This is a genomic window from Kribbella sp. NPDC050124 (genome assembly GCF_044460355.1).
In the GTDB taxonomy this organism is placed as follows: Bacteria; Actinomycetota; Actinomycetes; order Propionibacteriales; family Kribbellaceae; genus Kribbella.
In genome coordinates this window covers 156637-174203 of the sequence record NZ_JBITJU010000013.1, presented here as the reverse complement: position 1 = coordinate 174203, position 17567 = coordinate 156637, and the positions used below count along the sequence as shown (strand labels likewise).

Here is a 17567-nt window from a genome sequence, read left to right as displayed (position 1 = left end):
CGGTGCTGCCTGTCCCGTCATGCTCCCCGCCCGCGAGTCCAGGCCCTCCGAACTCGCGTGGAAAGAGCTTCTGTGACCCTCACTTCCGCATCACGACCGACGGCTGACCAGCCGACCCGGTCGGTCGAGCTGACCGTCGTGCGTCGCGACGGCAGCAGTACGCCGTTCGACCAGTCCAAGATCGCTATCGCCATGACCAAGGCGTTCCTCGCCGTCGAGGGCACCGACGCGGGCGCCACGCACCGGGTCCGCGACCTGGTGACCGACCTGACCGGCCGGGTCGTCGACGCGCTCACCAGCCGTGGCGACATCCGCCGTACGGTCCAGGTCGAGGATGTCCAGGACCAGGTCGAGCTGGCGCTGATGCGCGCCGGCGAGCACCAGGTCGCCCGCGCCTACGTCCTCTACCGAGAGGAGCGCACCCGCGCTCGCACGCCTGCCGACCCGTCCGGCGTCACCGAGAAGCCGGCCATCACCGTGCGAGCCGCCGACGGCAGCGTGGCGCCGCTCGACCTCGACCGGCTGCGCGTGATCGTCGCCGAGGCTGCCGACGGCCTCGACTCGGTCGATGCCCAGCTGATCCTCGACGAGACGCTCGGCTCCTGCTACGACGGCATCGCCCAGCACGAGGTCGAGCTCGCGCTGGTGATGGCCGCCCGGTCGTACGTCGAGACCGAGCCGCAGTACAGCTTCGCCGCCTCCCGCCTACTGCTGGACCAGATCCGCCGCGAGACGCTCGGCCGGGTCCACGGTGAGCCGCGGCAGGCGAGCCAGGCCGACATGACCACGGCGTACCCGGCGTACTTCCCCGAGTACGTCCGGACCGGGATCGAGGCGGGTCAGCTCGACCCGGAGCTCGCGAGCTTCGACCTGACCAGGCTCGCGGCCGCGATCAAGCCCGAGCGGGATCTGGACTTCGCGTTCCTCGGCCTGCAGACCCTCTACGACCGCTACCTGCTGCACATCGACAAAGTCCGGTACGAGCTGCCGCAGGCCTTCTTCCTGCGGGTCGCGATGGGGATGGCGCTGCGCGAGGACGACCGGGAGGGGCGGGCGATCGAGTTCTACGAGCTGCTCAGCTCGTTCCGGTTCATGTCGTCCACGCCGACGCTGTTCAACTCCGGCACGACCCGGCCGCAGCTCTCATCCTGCTTCCTCACCACGGTCCAAGACGACCTGGGCGGCATCTTCACCAAGATCCGCAACAACGCCCTGCTCGCCAAGTACTCCGGCGGCCTCGGCAACGACTGGACCCCGGTTCGCGGCATCGGGGCCAAGATCCGCGGGACCAACGGTGAGTCGCAGGGCGTCGTACCGTTCCTGAAGATCGCCAACGACACCGCAGTCGCGGTCAACCAGGGCGGGAAGCGCAAAGGCGCGGTGTGTGCCTACCTGGAGACCTGGCACATCGATCTCGAGGAGTTCCTCGACCTGCGCAAGAACACCGGCGACGAGCGCCGCCGGACCCACGACATGAACACGGCGAACTGGGTGCCTGACCTGTTCATGCAGCGCGTCGAGGCGGACGGCCAGTGGACGCTGTTCTCCCCCGACGAGGTGCCCGACCTCCATGATCTGTACGGCGCTGCGTTCGCCGCGGCGTACCGCGGATACGAGGAAGCGGCGGACCGTGGCGAGATCAAGGTGTTCCGCCGGGTCCGGGCGGTCGAGCTGTGGCGCCGGATGCTGACCGTGCTCTTCGAAACCGGGCACCCGTGGATCACCTTCAAGGACGCCTGCAACGTGCGGTCGCCGCAGCAGCACGACGGCGTGGTCCACTCGTCGAACCTGTGCACCGAGATCACCCTCAACACCACCGTCGACGAGACCGCGGTCTGCAACCTCGGTTCGGTCAACCTGGTCGCGCATCTCGCCGGCGACGGGCTCGACGCCGACCTGCTGCGCGACACGGTGAAGACCGCGGTCCGGATGCTCGACAACGTCATCGACGTGAACTTCTACACCACGCCGGAGTCCGAGCGCGCGAACCAGCGGCACCGCCCGGTCGGCCTCGGCCTGATGGGGTTCGCCGACGCGCTGTTCCGGCTGCGGATTCCGTACTCCTCCGACGCCGCCGTCGCCTTCGCCGACACCTCGATGGAGCAGATCAGCTACCACGCGATCGAGGCCTCCAGCGACCTCGCCGCCGAGCGCGGCCGCTACTCAACGTACGACGGTTCGCTCTGGAGTCAGGGGGTGCTGCCGATCGACTCGATCGCGCTGCTGCGGAGCGCCCGCGACGGTGACGTGATCGTTGACGAGAGCAAACACCTCGACTGGAACGCGCTCCGGGCGAAGGTGCTGCGGGACGGGATGCGCAACTCCAACGTGATGGCGATCGCGCCGACCGCGACGATCTCCAACATCTGCGGGGTGAGCCAGTCGATCGAGCCGGCGTACAGCAACCTGTTCGTGAAGTCGAACATGTCCGGCGAGTTCACGGTGGCCAACCCGTACCTGGTCGCCGACCTGAAGGCGCGCGGGCTGTGGGACCAGGTGATGGTGTCGGACCTGAAGTACCACGACGGCATCCTGGCCGGGATCGAGCGGATCCCGGCCGACCTGCGCGAGCTGTACGCGACCGCGTTCGAGATCGAGCCGCGGTGGCTGGTGCAGGCGGCGTCGCGGCGGCAGAAGTGGATCGACCAGGCGCAGTCGCTCAACCTCTACATGGCCGCGCCGTCCGGCCGGGCGCTGGACGAGCTCTATCGGTCGGCATGGCGTCATGGCCTCAAGACGACTTATTACCTGCGTTCCCAGTCAGCGACTCACGTGGAGAAGTCCACTCTGCAAGGCACCGACGGGCGGCTGAACGCCGTACCTGTTGCCGTGTGCGCCATCGACGACCCGGAATGCGAGGCGTGCCAGTGACCACCGGATTGGGCGAGATCTCGGTGGGCGCGGACCGGGTGCACGTCGACGACAAGGCGATGATCAACGCACGGGCGGACGTGAACCAACTGCTGCCGTTGAAGTACCGGTGGGCCTGGGAGAAGTACCTTGCCGGGTGCAACAACCACTGGATGCCGACCGAGGTGTCCATGCAGGCCGACATCGCACTCTGGCGACGTCCACCGGGGGCGCGCGACGGCCTGACCGACGACGAGCGGCTGATGCTGAAGCGCAACCTCGGCTTCTTCGCCACCGCGGAGTCGCTGGTCGCGAACAACATCGTGCTGGCCGTCTACCGGCAGCTGACCAACCCCGAGTGCCGGCAGTACCTGCTGCGCCAGGCGTTCGAGGAAGGCGTGCACACGCACACGTTCCAGTACATCTGTACGTCGCTCGGCCTGGACGAGGGCGAGTTGTTCAACATGTACCGGGAGGTGCCGTCGATCTCGGACAAGGACGCGTGGGCGCTGAAGTACACCCAGCACCTGGAGGATCCGGACTTCCGCACCGGGACGCCGGAAGCCGACACCGCGTTCCTGCGGGACCTGATCGCGTTCTACGTGGTGTTCGAGGGGATGTGGTTCTACACCGGGTTCGCGCAGATCCTGTCGCTGGGCCGGCGGAACAAGATGGTCGGGATCGCCGAGCAGTACCAGTACATCTTGCGCGACGAGTCGATCCACCTGAACTTCGGCATCGACTGCATCAACCAGATCAAGCAGGAGAACCCGCGCCTGTGGACGTCAGCGTTCCAGGCCGAGGTGCGGCAGATGCTGACCGAGGCGTGTGAGCTCGAGGTGGCGTACGGGCGCGCGACGATGCCGAACGGGATGCTCGGGCTGACCGCGGAGCTGTGCGAGCAGTACATGCACTTCATCACCGACCGCCGCGCCGAGCAGATCGGCCTGTCCCCTATCTTCGGCGAGACCCGAAACCCCTTCGGCTGGATGTCGGAGGTGATGGACCTGAAGAAGGAGAAGAACTTCTTCGAAACCCGCGTGATCGAGTACCAATCCTCCAGCGGCCTGACCTGGGACTGACCGCTGCGATCCCCCGAGCCCACCAAGGCTCGGGGGATCCTGGTCAGCGGGGGTTGTTGGCGTGCGTCAACGTCTCCCACGCAAAGAAGTAGTTGGCGCCGGCGGGGCGTTTGGACTCGGTGTAGCGCAAGGTTGTGGGCAGCTGCTGGCCGAGGCGGTTGTGGTAATGGTTGTAGACGATCTCGGTGACTGCGCCCAGGCCCAGCTTCACCGTTCCGCCGCAGAGGTTTGACGGCGGTGGGGTGCCGGTCTCCAGGCGGGTGTGGAAGTAGTACCCGTCGGTGAGTCGCTTGTTGACTTCGCCGTACAGGTTGACGCCCTGGTGCCACGCCGTCTCGGCGACGTGGGTTGCGGCGGTGAGGCCCCAGCCGGTGTGGCCGAAGTCGCGACAGGTCTCCTGCGCGAGCCCGTCCGTGAATGTCGACTGCCCCTGCCAGTAGGCGACGATCTCCTCGCGGGTGTCCTTCGACGAGCAGGTGGACGGCGCCTTCGGCAACGGGCCGTCGCTCTTCTGGTAGATGTACCCGGGCACCCGCCCGCGCCAGATCTGGATCGCGTTGTCGAACGCCGGCCGGTCGTCCAGGAAGACGGCGATCCCGATCGCCGCGTCCATCATGATCAGCTCCCAGTTGCCGTTCTTGCACCCGGCACCGTCGCGGATCTCGGGCAGGTACACGTCGCGCAACATCCGCTCGAACCGGCCACGCTGGGCCCACGGGCCGCCGTACGTGTGCTTGATCAGCTCACCGGCGCGGGAGAACGAGGCGCCGGACCAACCGGTCTGGAGCGGGGCGTTCGAGTTGGTGTGGTCCTGCAGCACCGCGGACCAGGCGTCCATGATTTCGATCGCCTTGCGGGCGTACTGGACGTCGCGGGTGATGTACCACTGCAACGCGTGCGTGTACGCCGCGAGAGCGTCATTGCGCTCGTCGGAGCAGCCGTTGTTGGGGTTCGAGTTCGAGCCACACTCGACGATGGCGCGCGGCTTCGGCGTATACGACAAGGCGGCGTAGGTGCTCGCCCTCATCGCGTCATACGCCGCCTTCTGCGGCGGAGCACCCGCCAGCACCTGCTGCCGGGCGAAGTCGAGTTGAGCCTTGTCGACCAGCACGCCGGGATGCGTGAACGCGGCCGGTTGCGGTTCTGGTGGTGGTGCGGCGGTACCACGACCGGCCGGTACGACGAGGGCGGCTGCGGCGACCGATGTGGTGATCAGGGTGACGAGGAGTGGGCGGTGCAGACGGGTCATGACTGCCTCCTGTGGGCGGTTGGCGACAGGAAGCTACCCACGACTCGGGTATTAGTAAACCTTTCTGACCTAATTCACCCGGTGACGTCGACGTCCAGGATGCCGATGATCTTTTCGAGGCGGGCGGCGACGCGGTTGGCGTCGAAGCCGTTGCCTTCGACGACGATCCGGAGCAGGCCGTCGTCGAGGGAGAGGGAGAGCTCGCGGACGTCGTACGGGTTCAGGAGTACGGCGATGCGCGCGAGCAGACCGCCCGTCTCGACGACGGTCGCGGTGAAGACGGTCTGCGTTTGCTGTGCGGCCAGGACAGTCACCGGGCGACCTCCTTGTGGCGCAGGAGACCGTAGGTGAATCCGTCGACGAGGGCCTCCCAGGACGCCTCGACGATGTTGTGGCCGACGCCGACCGTCACCCAGGAGCCTTCGCCGTCCGCGGTCTCGATGAGGACTCTGATCACCGCGTCCGTCCCGTGGCCCTGGTCGAGGATGCGCACCTTGTAGTCGACGAGCTCGAACTTGTTCACGACCGGGTACGCGCGCTCGATCGCCGTCCGCAGCGCGTGGTCGAGCGCGTTCACCGGGCCGTTGCCCTCACCGGTGACGATCTCCCGCTCGCCGCCGGCGACCAGCTTCACGGTCGACTCCGACACCGCCTCGCCGTCGGCGCGCGACTCGGTGATCACCCGCCACGACTCGACGTCGAAGAAGCTGGCTCGCTGACCGGTGACCTCCTCGGTGAGCAGCAGCTCGAACGACGCGTCGGCGGCCTCGAAGGTGTACCCGCGGGCCTCCATCTCCTTGACCCGCTCGGTCACCCGGCTGACCAGGTCGCGGTCGTTGCCGAGGTCGAACCCGAGCTCGCGGCCCTTCAGCTCGACACTCGCCCGGCCGGCCATCTCCGAGACGAGCATCCGCATGTCGTTGCCGACCAGGGCGGGATCCGTGTGCTGGTAGAGGTCGGGATCCACCTTGATGGCGCTGGCGTGCAGCCCTGCCTTGTGGGCGAAGGCGGACACACCGACGTACGGCTGCCGGGTCGACGGCGGCACGTTCGTCACTTCGGCGATCGCGTGCGCGATCCGGAACGACTCGGCCAGCTTGCCGGGCGGGAGCAGCTCCAACTCCCGCTTCAGCTCGAGGTTGGCGACGATCGCGAGCAGGTCGGCGTTGCCGGTGCGTTCGCCGTACCCGTTGATCGTGCCCTGGACGTGCGTGACGCCGGCTTCGACGGCGGCGATCGAGTTCGCCACCGCGCAGCCGGCGTCGTTGTGACAGTGGATGCCGAGCCGGGCGCCGGTGGATTCGAGGACGTCGCGGACGATGTCCTGGAGCTCCCGAGGCAGCGTCCCGCCGTTGGTGTCGCAGAGCGCGACCACGTCGGCGCCGGCCTCGGCCGCTACTCGGACTACTTCGAGCGCGTAGGCCCGGTTGGCGCGGTAGCCGTCGAAGAAGTGCTCGGTGTCGAGGAAGACCCGCTGGCCGTTGTCCCGCAAATGCGTCACGGTGTCGGCGACCATCCGGAGGTTCTCGTCGAGCGTCGTCCGCAAGGCGCGCTCGACGTGCGCATCGTGGCTCTTGGCAACGAGTGTGACGACCGGGGCGCCGGAGTCACGCAGCGCGGCGACCTGCGGGTCGTCGGCCGCGACGGACTCGGGCTTGCGGGTCGCACCGAAGGCGGCGAAGGTCGCGTTGCGCAGGTGCAGCTCGGTACGGGCGCGCTCGAAGAACTCGGTGTCCTTCGGCACCGCGCCCGGCCAGCCGCCCTCGATGAACCCCACCCCCAAGTCGTCCAGGTGCTGCGCGATCGCGATCTTGTCGGCCACGGACAGCGCCAGCCCCTCCTGCTGAGCGCCGTCGCGCAGAGTCGTGTCGTAGACGTGGAACTCGTCCGAGATGCTCATGGTCGGCCTTCCGGAGGGGTCGCGGCTGGACTGTTGGGGGCAAACAAAAAACCTCCCGCAAGGTGCGAGAGGTCTGCGCGCTCAGGTACAGCTTGCTGAGCGCGCCTAGGGAATAATGCCCCGGCAGTTCTTCATGACATTCGGCAGTCTGCCACAACATGTCCGCCAGGTGGCGGCAGCGTCTCGAATCACGAACATTCAGTACTGCGGAGTACGCCAGAGTTCAGGAATCAGGCGGTGAGGGACCAGCCCGGGTCGTCCCAGGCGGTGTAGAAGTCCTCGCGGGTGAGCGCGCGGAGGCCCCATTCGTCGCGGTCGAGGGCCTGGTCTGTGAGCATGCCCTCATCGTCCTCGAGGCGCTGCCACCAGTACCGGGTGAGCGTGCCGTCCTCGGCGGCGCCGAGCTGGCGGACCACTACCCACTCACGCTCGTGCCAGACCGCCTCGTACAGCCAGTCGGTGCCGTTGTCGTCGGCGAGCGCGCCGTACGTCCGTGGGGCGGTGCCGCGGTCGAGATCCCGGATCAGCTGCACGGTGGACCGGATCGCGGCCGCCGTCTCGGGCGACCAGCCGCGCCGCTCGGCGAGCTCCGCGTAGTAGGCCTCGACGTCGTCCGGGAAGCTGCTCATGGGCCCCGACCCTATCCAACCCCGACCACGAAGAGCGACCACCAGTCCACGACCCAGACCCTGAAAGATGCTGTGAAAAGACCCGCTCCTGAAACCAGGAGCGGGTCGCCAAGACAAGCAGGGATCAGCAGACGCGGGTCATCCAGCCGTGGGGGTCGGCGGCGCGGCCGTACTGGACGTCGAGGAGGGCGCTGCGGACCGCGGCGGTGGTCGGGCCACCGTTGCCGTCGGCCACCTGCACCTCGCCGTCCTTCCACTTCAGCGACGCGACCGGCGTGATCACCGCTGCCGTGCCGCAGGCGAAGACCTCGCGGATCTTGCCCGAGGCGGCGCCGTCACGCCACTCGTCGATCGAGATCCGGCGCTCGGTGACGTGGTGGCCGAGATCCGTGACCAGCTTCAGGATCGAGTCCCGGGTGACGCCCTCGAGGATGGTGCCGGACAGCTCCGGGGTGACCACGGAGTTGTCGTCGAGGACGAAGTACAGGTTCATCCCGCCGAGCTCCTCGACCCACTTCTTCTCCACCGCGTCCAGGAAGGCGACCTGGTCGCAGCCCTGCTCGATGGCCTCGGCCTGGGCGAGCAGTGACGACGCGTAGTTGCCGCCCGTCTTGGCCGCGCCGGTGCCGCCGGGGGCGGCCCGGGTGTACTCCTCGCTCAGCCAGATCCGGACCGGCTTGACGCCGTTCGCGAAGTACGAGCCGGCCGGCGAGGCGATCACGCAGTAGGTGACCTGGGCCGACGGCCGGACGCCGAGGAACGGGTCCGAGCCGAACATGAACGGCCGCAGGTAGAGCGACGTCTCACCACCACCGGGCACCCAGGCCCGGTCGAGCTCGACCAGCTTGCGCAGCGAGTCCAGGAACGCCGCCTCGGGCAGCTCCGGGAGCGCGAGCCGGTGCGCGGACCGCGCGAACCGGGCCGCGTTGGCCTCGGGGCGGAACAGGTGGATCGAGTCGTCGGGATGCCGGTAGGCCTTCATCCCTTCGAAGATGGTCTGGGCGTAGTGGAACACCGCGGTCGCCGGAGACAGCTCCAGCGGTCCGAAGGCGGTGATCCTCGCGTCGTGCCAGCCGTTCTCCTTGTCCCAGGTGGCGATCGCCATGTGGTCGGAGAAGTGTTGCCCGAATCCCGGGTTCGCCAGGATCGCGCTGCGCTGGTCGTCGCTGGCCGCATGGGTGGTTGGCTCAACGGTGAACTGCAGATCGGCGCTCATGAGCGCACCGTACCTCTAGCGCAGGTGGTCATGCGAGCCTCAGCCTGCTGCCCGCTTGGCGATCGCGTCGCCGATCTCGGCGGTCGTCCGGGCAGCTCCGGTGCGCTCCTCGATGTCGGCCGTGACGGCGGCCTCGATCGCCGCGGCGGCCTCGGTCAGGCCGAGGTGGTCGCACAGCAGCGCGGCGGACAGGATCGCGGCGGTCGGGTCCGCCTTCTGCTGGCCGGCGATGTCCGGAGCGGAGCCGTGCACCGGCTCGAACATGCTCGGCGCGGTCCGGTCCGGGTTGATGTTGGCGCTCGCGGCCAGCCCGATGCCACCGCTGATCGCGGCGGCCAGGTCGGTGATGATGTCGCCGAACAGGTTGTCGGTGACGATCACGTCGAACCGGGCCGGGTCGGTGACCAGGAAGATGGTCGCCGCGTCCACGTGCAGGTAGTCCACCGCGATCTCCGGGAACTCCGCCGCCACCGCGTCCACGGTCCGCTTCCACAGGTGGCCGGCGTACACGAGCACGTTGTTCTTGTGCACCAGCGTGAGCTTCTTACGCGGCCGCGCCTGGGCCCGGGCGAACGCGTCCCGGACGACCCGCTCGACGCCGTACGCCGTGTTGACCGACACCTCGGTCGCGATCTCGGCCGGCGTGCCGACACGGAGCGCGCCGCCGTTGCCGGTGTACGGGCCTTCGGTGCCCTCGCGGACGACGACGAAGTCGACCTCACCCGGGTTCGCCAGCGGGGAGCCGACGGACGGGTAGATCTTGGACGGGCGCAGGTTGACGTAGTGGTCCAGGGTGAACCGCAGCTTCAGCAGCAGGTTCCGCTCCAGGACGCCGGACGGCACCGTCGGGTCGCCGATCGCGCCGAGCAGGATCGCGTCGTGGGTGCGGATCGCCTCCAGTTCGGCGTCCGGCAGCGTCTCGCCGGTGGCGTGCCAGCGCCGGGCGCCGAGGTCGTACTCGGTTCGCTCGAACGTCACGCCGTGCTGCGCGGCGACCGCGTCGAGCACCTTCAGCGCCTCGGTCGTCACCTCGGGTCCGATCCCGTCACCGGGAACGACGGCCAGCCTGAAGGTCTTCTGATCGGTCACTTCTTCGGTTCTCCGTTGTAGACGCGGTTGATGGCTTCTTGAGCAGCCTTGACCTCGGGTGCGGAGTCGACGGTACGGCGGGCCGGTCGGCGGCGCCTGGCCGCCTTGCGCTCCCGCCCGTCGATCGCGGGCCAGTTGGCTGGGTACATGTCGTACATGCTGCACTCCGAGGGTCGCGTCAACCGCCGGAGCTAACCGACGGTCGCGGGCGGCATGATGCCGTCGAATTTACTCTGACGTCCGACTAAATCGCCACTATGCGGGCAGCTTGTCCCGGAATGTGAGATGTCGGTGCAATGACTGGACCGATGCTGTGCGACTCTCACCCGGTGAGTGCTCCTCCAGAACTGCCGCGGCTGGTGTCGGCGGCCCTCAGCCTTTCCGGACGGCGTGGATTCGTCAGCTCGACCAGGAACGAGACCGGCCGGCTGCTCGCCACTTTGGCAGCGTCGAAGACCGGCATCGTCGGCGAGCTCGGGACCGGCTGCGGCGTCGGCTCAGCCTGGCTGCGCAGCGGTGTCGGCGACCAGACGAGGATCGTCACCGCGGAGAGCGATCCGCAGCTGGCGCAGGCGGTGGCGGAGCTGTTCGCCGACGACGAGCTGATCGAGGTCGTCTCGGCCGACTGGACCGCACTCCTCGAGCGTGGCCCGTTCGCCCTGCTGTTCGTGGACGCCCGCGAGGCGAAGATCGGCGCCCGCGACATCATCGCGGACGTGGTCGAGCCCGGCGGGTTCGTCGTACTCGACGACTTCACGCCGTCCGCCGTGTGGCCGCCGATGTACGAGGGCCGCGTGGACACGCTGCGCCAGGAGTGGCTGATGGACCAGCGGTTCACCACCGTCGAGGTGATGGTCGCTCCGGACGCCGCCGTCCTGCTGGCGACCCGCCGCTGAGAATGAAGGCGGGCCCGAGTCATTGGACTCGGGCCCTGATCAGCCGCCATGCGCCTGCGGGCGGCTGACTACCTCCTAGTAAAGCAGTCGTTCTTTTGAATCAGTCGTCCAGGTCCACGGTCCGGGCGGTGTCGGCCTGGACGGCGGTGGCGATGTCGTCCAGGACGGCGCTCGGGATCGCGGAGTCGACGGCGAGCGCAACCAGCGCCTTGCCGCCCTTGCGATCCCGGCTGACCTGCATGCCGGCGATGTTCACGTCCGCGTCGCCGAGGATGCGGCCGATCTGGCCGACGATGCCCGGCCGGTCCTCGTAGGTGAGGAAGGCCAGGTGCGCCGACAGCTCGATCTCGACGTCGAAGCCGTCGATCTCGACCAGCCGCTCGGACTGCCGGACGCCGACCAGCGTGCCGCTGACCGAGACCTGCACGCCGTCGGCGAGGGTGCCGCGCAGGGTGATCAGGTTGCGGTGCTCCGGGCTGTCGTGGTCGGTGACGAGCCGGACCTCGAGGCCACGCTCGGCGGCCAGCAGCGGCGCGTTCACGTACGAGACGTTGTCCTCGACCACATCGGCGAACACGCCCTTCAGCGCGGCCAGCTCGAGCACCTTCACGTCGTACTGGGTGATCTCGCCGCGGACCTCGACGTCGAGCTGCTGCGCGACGCCGCCGGCCAGCGCGGTGAAGATGCGGCCGAGCTTCTCGGTCAGCGCGATGCCGGGCCGGACGTCTTCTGCGATCACGCCGCCCTGGACGTTGACCGCGTCCGGGACCAGCTCACCCGACAGCGCCAGCCGGACCGACTTCGCGACCGCGATCCCGGCCTTCTCCTGCGCCTCGTCGGTGGACGCGCCCAGGTGCGGGGTGGCGACCACGTTGTCGAACTCGAACAGCGGCGAGTCGGTGCACGGCTCGGTCGCGAACACGTCGAGACCGGCGGCGGCCACCCGGCCCTCCTTGAGCGCGCTGTGCAGCGCCTGCTCGTCGACGATGCCGCCGCGGGCCGCGTTCACGATGATGACCTCGGGCTTGACCTTGTGCAGTTCCTCGTCGCCGATCAGGCCGATCGTCTCCGGGGTCTTCGGCAGGTGCACCGAGATGAAGTCGCTGACCGACAGCAGCTCGTCCAGCGTCGCCAGCCGGACCCCCATCTGCGCGGCCCGGCCGGCCTGCACGTACGGGTCGTAGGCGATCACGTTCATGCCGAAGGCGGCCAGCCGCTGCGCGACCAGGACGCCGATCTTGCCCAGGCCGACGATGCCGACGGTCTTCTCGAACAGCTCGACCCCGGAGTACTTGCTGCGCTTCCACTCGCCGGCCTTCAGCGACTGGTCGGCGGCCGGGACCCGGCGCGCGGCGGCCAGCAGCAGCGCGACCGCGAGCTCGGCGGCGGAGACGATGTTGGAGGTCGGCGCGTTGACCACCATCACGCCCGCCTGGGTGGCGGCCTTCACGTCCACGTTGTCGAGGCCGACACCGGCCCGGGCGACGACCTTGAGCCGCTTGGCCGCGGCCAGCGCCTCGGCGTCCACCTTGGTGGCGCTGCGGATCAGGATGGCGTCGACGTCGGCGATGGCCGGGATCAGCTCGGCGCGGTCGGCGCCGTTGGCGTGCCGGATCTCGAAGTCGGGACCGAGGGCCTCGACGGTGGCCGGGCTGAGCTCTTCGGCGATCAGGACGACGGGCCGGGTTACGTCAGTCATGGGAGAAGTCTCCTGCAGAAGCGGTAGGGGCTCGTTGATCAGAGCACCGCGCTGTGCCCGCTGTCACCGATGGTACCAAGTCGCCCCAACCACACGCCTGCGCACCCAGGATCCGGTCAGTCGGTGTCGCAGCTCCGCGTCTGGCCAGCCGTCTGGGCGGGTCCGAGCAGGCGGAGCTGGCCGCGCTCCCGGACGAGCTGGTAGCGCAGGTCCAGCTGATTGCAGGTCCCGCCCTTCGCACCCCGGGCGTTCGGCGAGAACAGGATGTTGAAGGTCATCCGGACGTTCGCGCCGTCGTCGTCGAACCGGGTCACCTCGCTGATCTTGGCGTCGAAGAAGTACGACGTCTCGTGGTTGTCGCGGTCTCTCTTCTCCGAGTAGCCACGGGTCATCGCTTTCGAGTACACCTGCTGCTGCAAGGCGGCGAAGTCGTGCTTGTTCTCCAGGGTCAGGTAGTTGCCGAGCGCCTTCTGTGACTCCAACGCAAGTGGCGTCGCCGCGACCAGCAGCTCCGGCAGCATCGCGTTCTGCGGGCCACGCGATCGGTCGCAGGTCCCTGGCGGTTCGGCGGTGAGACCTACGGGCCTCTTCGCGACGTAGCCCTGCAGTTTGTCGAGGGGGACGATCGTGCTGGTGGTGAGGGTGTCGCCGGTGACCAGGCCGACCACCTCGCCGGACTTGTCGACGACGGGGCCGCCTAGTTTGGCCGTGTTCAGGACCGAGCTGAGGGCCTGTGGCTGTTCCGTCGTACCGACTGATCGCGAGGTCAGCTGGCCGGCGGCGGTGTAGCCGAGGAGGGCGCGCTCGGCCTTGGGGTCCGGGTTCGAAGTCGCGAGTGGGACCGGCTCGGTGTCCAGTCGGGTCATCAGCCGCAGTACGGCGACGCCGTCCGCGCTGGTGCCGAGTTGGTTGGCCCGGCGGACCCGGCCGTCCTCGGTCACGATCGCGATCGACAGCGGCTGCCTGAGCGCGGACGCCGCGGTCAGGACATGCTTGTCATCGATCAGTACGCCGGTTGCCTCGCCGGTGCCCTCGCAGGTCGTGGCCAGGACGCGGACGACGCCGGACTTGACCGACTCAAGAACCTGCTCGGTGTCGAGGCGCAGGCTTTCGGCGCGGACGTACCAGCCGGCACTCGCGCCGGCGCCGAGGATCAGCAGCACGATGACGAAACCGGCCAGGAACCGGCCGAACTTCCACGGCTGGCGCGGTGGCGGCTGCGGCGCCCGCGGCGTGCTGACCTGGAGCTGGGTGAGCGGCGGCGCGCCCGCAGGGACCCGCCGAGGCGGCCGCGGCAACTCTCTGCCGTCCTCCACCACCGGTCACCTCCCCCCACCCACATCAGGCTCGTCACTGATTGTGCCAAAAGCAGAGGTCCGGGCCACCCACCTGGGTGCCCCGGACCTCTGCTTCTTGCGCGTCAGCGGGCGGCGGTGCCCTCGACGTAGTCCTCGTCGTGCGACTTCACCCACGCCATCAGGCCGCGCAGTTCCTTGCCCACGGCCTCGATCGGGTGCGACTCGCTCTGCTTGCGGAACTCGGCGAACTCCGGCGCGCCGGCATCCTGGTCGGCGATGAACCGGGCGGCGAAGGTGCCGTCGGTGATGTCCGCGAGCACCTCCTTCATCCGGGCCTTCACCGACGCGTCGATGATCCGCGGGCCGGACACGTAGTCGCCGTACTCGGCGGTGTCGGAGACCGACCAGCGCTGCTTGGCGATGCCGCCTTCGTAGATCAGGTCGACGATCAGCTTGAGCTCGTGCAGGCACTCGAAGTACGCGACCTCCGGCTGGTAGCCGGCCTCGGTCAGCGTCTCGAAGCCGGCCTGGATCAGCGCCGACACGCCACCGCAGAGGACGGCCTGCTCACCGAACAGGTCGGTCTCGGTCTCCTCGGTGAAGGTGGTCTTGATACCGCCGGCCCGCAGGCCGCCGATGCCCTTGGCGTACGACAGCGCCAGGTCCCACGCCTTGCCGCCGGCGTCCTGCTCGACCGCGACCAGCACGGGTACGCCGCGACCCTCGGAGAACTCGCGGCGGACCAGGTGGCCCGGGCCCTTCGGGGCGACCATGAACACGTCCACACCGGCCGGCGGCTTGATGTAGCCGAACCGGATGTTGAAGCCGTGACCGAAGACGAGCGCGTCGCCGTCGACCAGGTTCGGCTCGATCGCCTCGGTGTAGAGCTTGCGCTGGGCCGGGTCCGGCGCGAGGACGACGATCACGTCGGCCTCCTCGCAGGCCTCGGCCGGGGTGACCACGCGCAGGCCCTGGGCCTCGGCCTTGGCACGGCTCTTGGAACCCTCGGGCAGGCCGACCCGGACGTCGACGCCGGAGTCGCGCAGCGACAGCGCGTGGGCGTGGCCCTGGCTGCCGTAGCCGAGTACGGCCACGTGGCGGCCCTGGATCACCGACAGGTCGGCATTGTCGTCGTAGAACATTTCAGCTGCCACTTTGGGCTCTTCTCCTCTGTAGTGAATTCGGTACGGCGCTGCGACTCAGCTGTGCCGGGCCACGGATCGGCCCGGCGGCGGCGCCGGAACCGGGTGCGGTCGATCGCCGGCTGGTTGTGCCTGGACGTTCGGGGTGCCCGAAGCGACGTGTGGCGGTGGCACCGGGACCGGCCGCAGGGCGCGGTCGGAGATGGAGCGGCTGCCCCGTCCGATCGCCACCATGCCGGACTGCACCAGCTCGCGGACGCCGAACGGTTCCAGCACCCGGAGCATGGCCTCGAGTTTGTCGGGATTACCGGTCGCCTCGATCGTGATCGCGTCCGGCGCCACGTCCACCACCTTCGCACGGAACAGCTGGACGGTCTCCAGCACCTGTCCCCTGGTCAGGGTGTCCGCCTTGACCTTCACCAGCAGCAGTTCGCGCTGAACCGTCTGGCTGGGCTCGAGCTCGACGATCTTGATCACGTTCACCAGCTTGTTCAGCTGCTTGGTGATCTGCTCCAACGGCTGCTCGTCCACGCTGACCGCGATGGTCATCCGGGACACTTCCGGGTGCTCGGTCGGGCCGACCGCGAGCGAGTCGATGTTGAACCCACGGCGCGAGATCAGCGCCGCGACCCGGGCCAGCACACCGTGCTTGTTCTCGACCAGGATCGACAATGTGTGCTTGCTCATCGCTTACAGCTCCTCGCTGTCCCAGGTCGGCGCCATGTCGCGGGCGATCTGGATCTCGTCGTTGCTCATCCCGGCCGCGACCATCGGCCAGACCATCGCGTCGCGGTGCACGACGAAGTCGACCACCACCGGCGCGTCGTGGACCGCCATCGCCTTCTCGATCGTCGCGTCGACCGAGTCCCGGTCGGAGCAGCGCAGCCCGACGCCGCCCATCGCCTCGGCCAGCTTGGCGAAGTCCGGGATCCGGGCCGAGTGCAGGTCGGTGTTGGAGTAGCGCTGGTCGTAGAACAGCGTCTGCCACTGCCGGACCATGCCCAGCGACTGGTTGTTGATCACGGCAACCTTGATCGGGATGCCCTCGAGCGCGCAGGTGACGAGCTCCTGGTTGGTCATCTGGAAGCAGCCGTCGCCGTCGATCGCCCACACGGTCTTGTCCGGCCGGGCGACCTTGGCGCCCATCGCGGCCGGGACGGCGTACCCCATGGTGCCGAGGCCGCCGGAGTTCAGCCAGTGGCCGGGCTTCTCGAACGGCAGGTAGTGCGCGGCCCACATCTGGTGCTGGCCGACGCCCGCGGTGTAGACGGCGTCCGGGCCGGCGATCTTGCCGATCCGCTCGATCACGTACTGCGGCGACAGCGTGCCGTCGTCGGGTTCGTCGTACGCGACCGGGTACTTCGCCCGGACTGCCTCGAGCTGCTTGCGCCAGGTGTCGTACGTCGGGGTGCGGCCGGTGTTCGTGATCTCGGTCCGCAGCGCGGCGATCAGGTCGGTGATGACCTCCTTGCAGTCACCTACGATCGGCACGTCCGCGGCCCGGTTCTTGCCGATCTCGGCCGGGTCGATGTCGGCGTGGATCACCTTCGCCTCGGGAGCGAACGAGTCGAGCTTGCCGGTCACCCGGTCGTCGAAGCGGGCACCGAGACAGATCAGCAGATCAGACCGTTGCAGGGCGCCGACCGCGGACACCGAGCCGTGCATCCCCGGCATGCCGAAGTGCAGCTCGTGGGTGTCGGGCAGCGCGCCACGGGCCATCAGCGTCGTGACCACCGGGATGCCGAGCAGCTCGGCGAGCTCCTTCAGCTCGGCGTCGGCCTGGGCCCGGATCACGCCGCCGCCGACGTACAGCACCGGCTTCTCGGCGGCCGCGATCAGCCGGGCCGCCTCACGCACCTGCTTGGGGTGCGGGCGGGTCACCGGCCGGTAGCCGGGCAGCGAGAGCTCTGTCGGCCAGTGGAAGTCGACCCGGGCCTGCATCGCGTCCTTGGTCACGTCGACCAGCACGGGGCCGGGGCGGCCGGTGGACGCGATGTGGAACGCCTCGGCGACCGTGGTGGCGATGTCGTTGGGGTCGTTGACCAGGAAGTTGTGCTTGGTGATCGGCATCGTGATGCCGCGGATGTCGGCCTCCTGGAAGGCGTCCGTGCCGATCGCGGCGCTGGCCACCTGGCCGGTGATCGCGACCAGCGGGACCGAGTCCATGTAGGCGTCGGCGATCGGCGTCACCAGGTTGGTCGCGCCGGGGCCCGAGGTGGCCATGCAGACGCCGACCTTGCCGGACGCCGAGGCGTACCCCTGGGCGGCGTGGCCGGCGCCCTGCTCGTGACGTACCAGGATGTGGCGGATCTGGGTCGAGTCGAGCATCGGGTCGTACGCCGGGAGGATCGCGCCACCCGGGATGCCGAAGACGGTGTCCACTCCGGCATGTTCCAGTGCGCGGATCAGAGCCTGTGCCCCGGTCAGCTGCTCACTCATGAGTGCCTTCCTCTGTCCTGTCACGATTGGCTTGTCGCGACCGATCCATCCTCGCTCTTGCTTGTCGCCGGTGCGCAT

At 68.7% G+C, this 17567-nt stretch carries 14 protein-coding genes and 1 pseudogene; 3 read left to right on the top strand and 12 right to left on the bottom strand.

The features are described 5' to 3' along the window. Positions 1 to 72 precede the first annotated feature (72 nt). Together ACIBL3_RS27780 and ACIBL3_RS27775 are read left to right on the top strand one after the other, a co-directional pair. Positions 73 to 2871 carry a ribonucleoside-diphosphate reductase subunit alpha gene (locus ACIBL3_RS27780; protein WP_396356539.1) on the top strand — a complete coding sequence of 933 codons (2799 nt, stop codon included), beginning with the start codon at positions 73 to 75 and terminating at the stop codon, positions 2869 to 2871. Then, positions 2853 to 3932 (top strand): ribonucleotide-diphosphate reductase subunit beta, encoded by a 1080-nt coding sequence (locus ACIBL3_RS27775; protein ID WP_396356538.1) that lies wholly within the window; start codon positions 2853 to 2855, stop codon positions 3930 to 3932. Before ACIBL3_RS27780 ends, ACIBL3_RS27775 begins: the two co-directional genes overlap by 19 nt. 43 nt (positions 3933 to 3975) lie before the next feature. Here ACIBL3_RS27775 and ACIBL3_RS27770 read toward each other — a convergent pair whose 3' ends face one another. From ACIBL3_RS27770 to ACIBL3_RS27740, 7 genes are all read right to left on the bottom strand, one after another. Then, the gene (locus ACIBL3_RS27770; protein WP_396356537.1) at positions 3976 to 5181 is read right to left on the bottom strand and encodes an alginate lyase family protein; all 1206 of its coding nucleotides are present in this window, start codon (positions 5179 to 5181) and stop codon (positions 3976 to 3978) included. Between the two features lie 74 nt (positions 5182 to 5255). Next, complete coding sequence (locus ACIBL3_RS27765) at positions 5256 to 5495, bottom strand: hypothetical protein (RefSeq protein ID WP_396356536.1); 240 nt, start codon at positions 5493 to 5495, stop codon at positions 5256 to 5258. After that, positions 5492 to 7081 carry a citramalate synthase gene (gene cimA / locus ACIBL3_RS27760; RefSeq protein WP_396356535.1) on the bottom strand — a complete coding sequence of 530 codons (1590 nt, stop codon included), beginning with the start codon at positions 7079 to 7081 and terminating at the stop codon, positions 5492 to 5494. Before cimA ends, ACIBL3_RS27765 begins: the two co-directional genes overlap by 4 nt. 230 nt (positions 7082 to 7311) lie before the next feature. Beyond that, positions 7312 to 7710: a hypothetical protein gene (locus ACIBL3_RS27755; protein ID WP_396356534.1), complete on the bottom strand. Its 399-nt coding sequence runs from the start codon at positions 7708 to 7710 to the stop codon at positions 7312 to 7314. 124 nt (positions 7711 to 7834) lie between these two features. Further along, positions 7835 to 8926, bottom strand: coding sequence for a branched-chain amino acid aminotransferase (locus ACIBL3_RS27750; protein ID WP_396356533.1), 1092 nt, complete (start codon positions 8924 to 8926; stop codon positions 7835 to 7837). A gap of 39 nt (positions 8927 to 8965) precedes the next feature. Beyond that, on the bottom strand, positions 8966 to 10015 hold the full coding sequence (locus ACIBL3_RS27745) for a 3-isopropylmalate dehydrogenase (RefSeq protein WP_396356532.1): 1050 nt from the start codon (positions 10013 to 10015) through the stop codon (positions 8966 to 8968). Next, entirely contained in the window at positions 10012 to 10173 is a 162-nt protein-coding gene (locus tag ACIBL3_RS27740) for a hypothetical protein (RefSeq protein WP_396356530.1), read from the bottom strand. The genes ACIBL3_RS27745 and ACIBL3_RS27740 overlap by 4 nt, the downstream gene beginning before the upstream one ends. A 171-nt stretch (positions 10174 to 10344) precedes the next feature. On the opposite strand from ACIBL3_RS27740, the gene ACIBL3_RS27735 reads away from it, so the two are divergent. Next, positions 10345 to 10911 (top strand): O-methyltransferase, encoded by a 567-nt coding sequence (locus ACIBL3_RS27735; protein WP_396356529.1) that lies wholly within the window; start codon positions 10345 to 10347, stop codon positions 10909 to 10911. A gap of 100 nt (positions 10912 to 11011) precedes the next feature. Here the strand turns inward: ACIBL3_RS27735 and serA are convergent, their stop codons facing one another. The 5 genes and pseudogenes from serA to ACIBL3_RS27710 all read right to left on the bottom strand — a co-directional run bounded on the left by serA (position 11012) and on the right by ACIBL3_RS27710 (position 17489). Then, positions 11012 to 12610, bottom strand: coding sequence for a phosphoglycerate dehydrogenase (gene serA / locus ACIBL3_RS27730; protein WP_396356528.1), 1599 nt, complete (start codon positions 12608 to 12610; stop codon positions 11012 to 11014). Positions 12611 to 12726: 116 nt separating this feature from the next. After that, positions 12727 to 13926 carry a serine protease gene (locus ACIBL3_RS27725; protein ID WP_396356527.1) on the bottom strand — a complete coding sequence of 400 codons (1200 nt, stop codon included), beginning with the start codon at positions 13924 to 13926 and terminating at the stop codon, positions 12727 to 12729. Positions 13927 to 14030: 104 nt separating this feature from the next. Then, entirely contained in the window at positions 14031 to 15050 is a 1020-nt protein-coding gene (ilvC, locus tag ACIBL3_RS27720) for a ketol-acid reductoisomerase (RefSeq protein WP_396356593.1), read from the bottom strand. A 183-nt stretch (positions 15051 to 15233) separates the two neighbouring features. Then, positions 15234 to 15737: pseudogene (gene ilvN, locus ACIBL3_RS27715) on the bottom strand (acetolactate synthase small subunit); the annotation flags it as partial. Positions 15738 to 15740: 3 nt separating this feature from the next. After that, on the bottom strand, positions 15741 to 17489 hold the full coding sequence (locus ACIBL3_RS27710; RefSeq protein ID WP_396356526.1) for an acetolactate synthase large subunit: 1749 nt from the start codon (positions 17487 to 17489) through the stop codon (positions 15741 to 15743). Between the last annotated feature and the right edge of the window lie 78 nt (positions 17490 to 17567).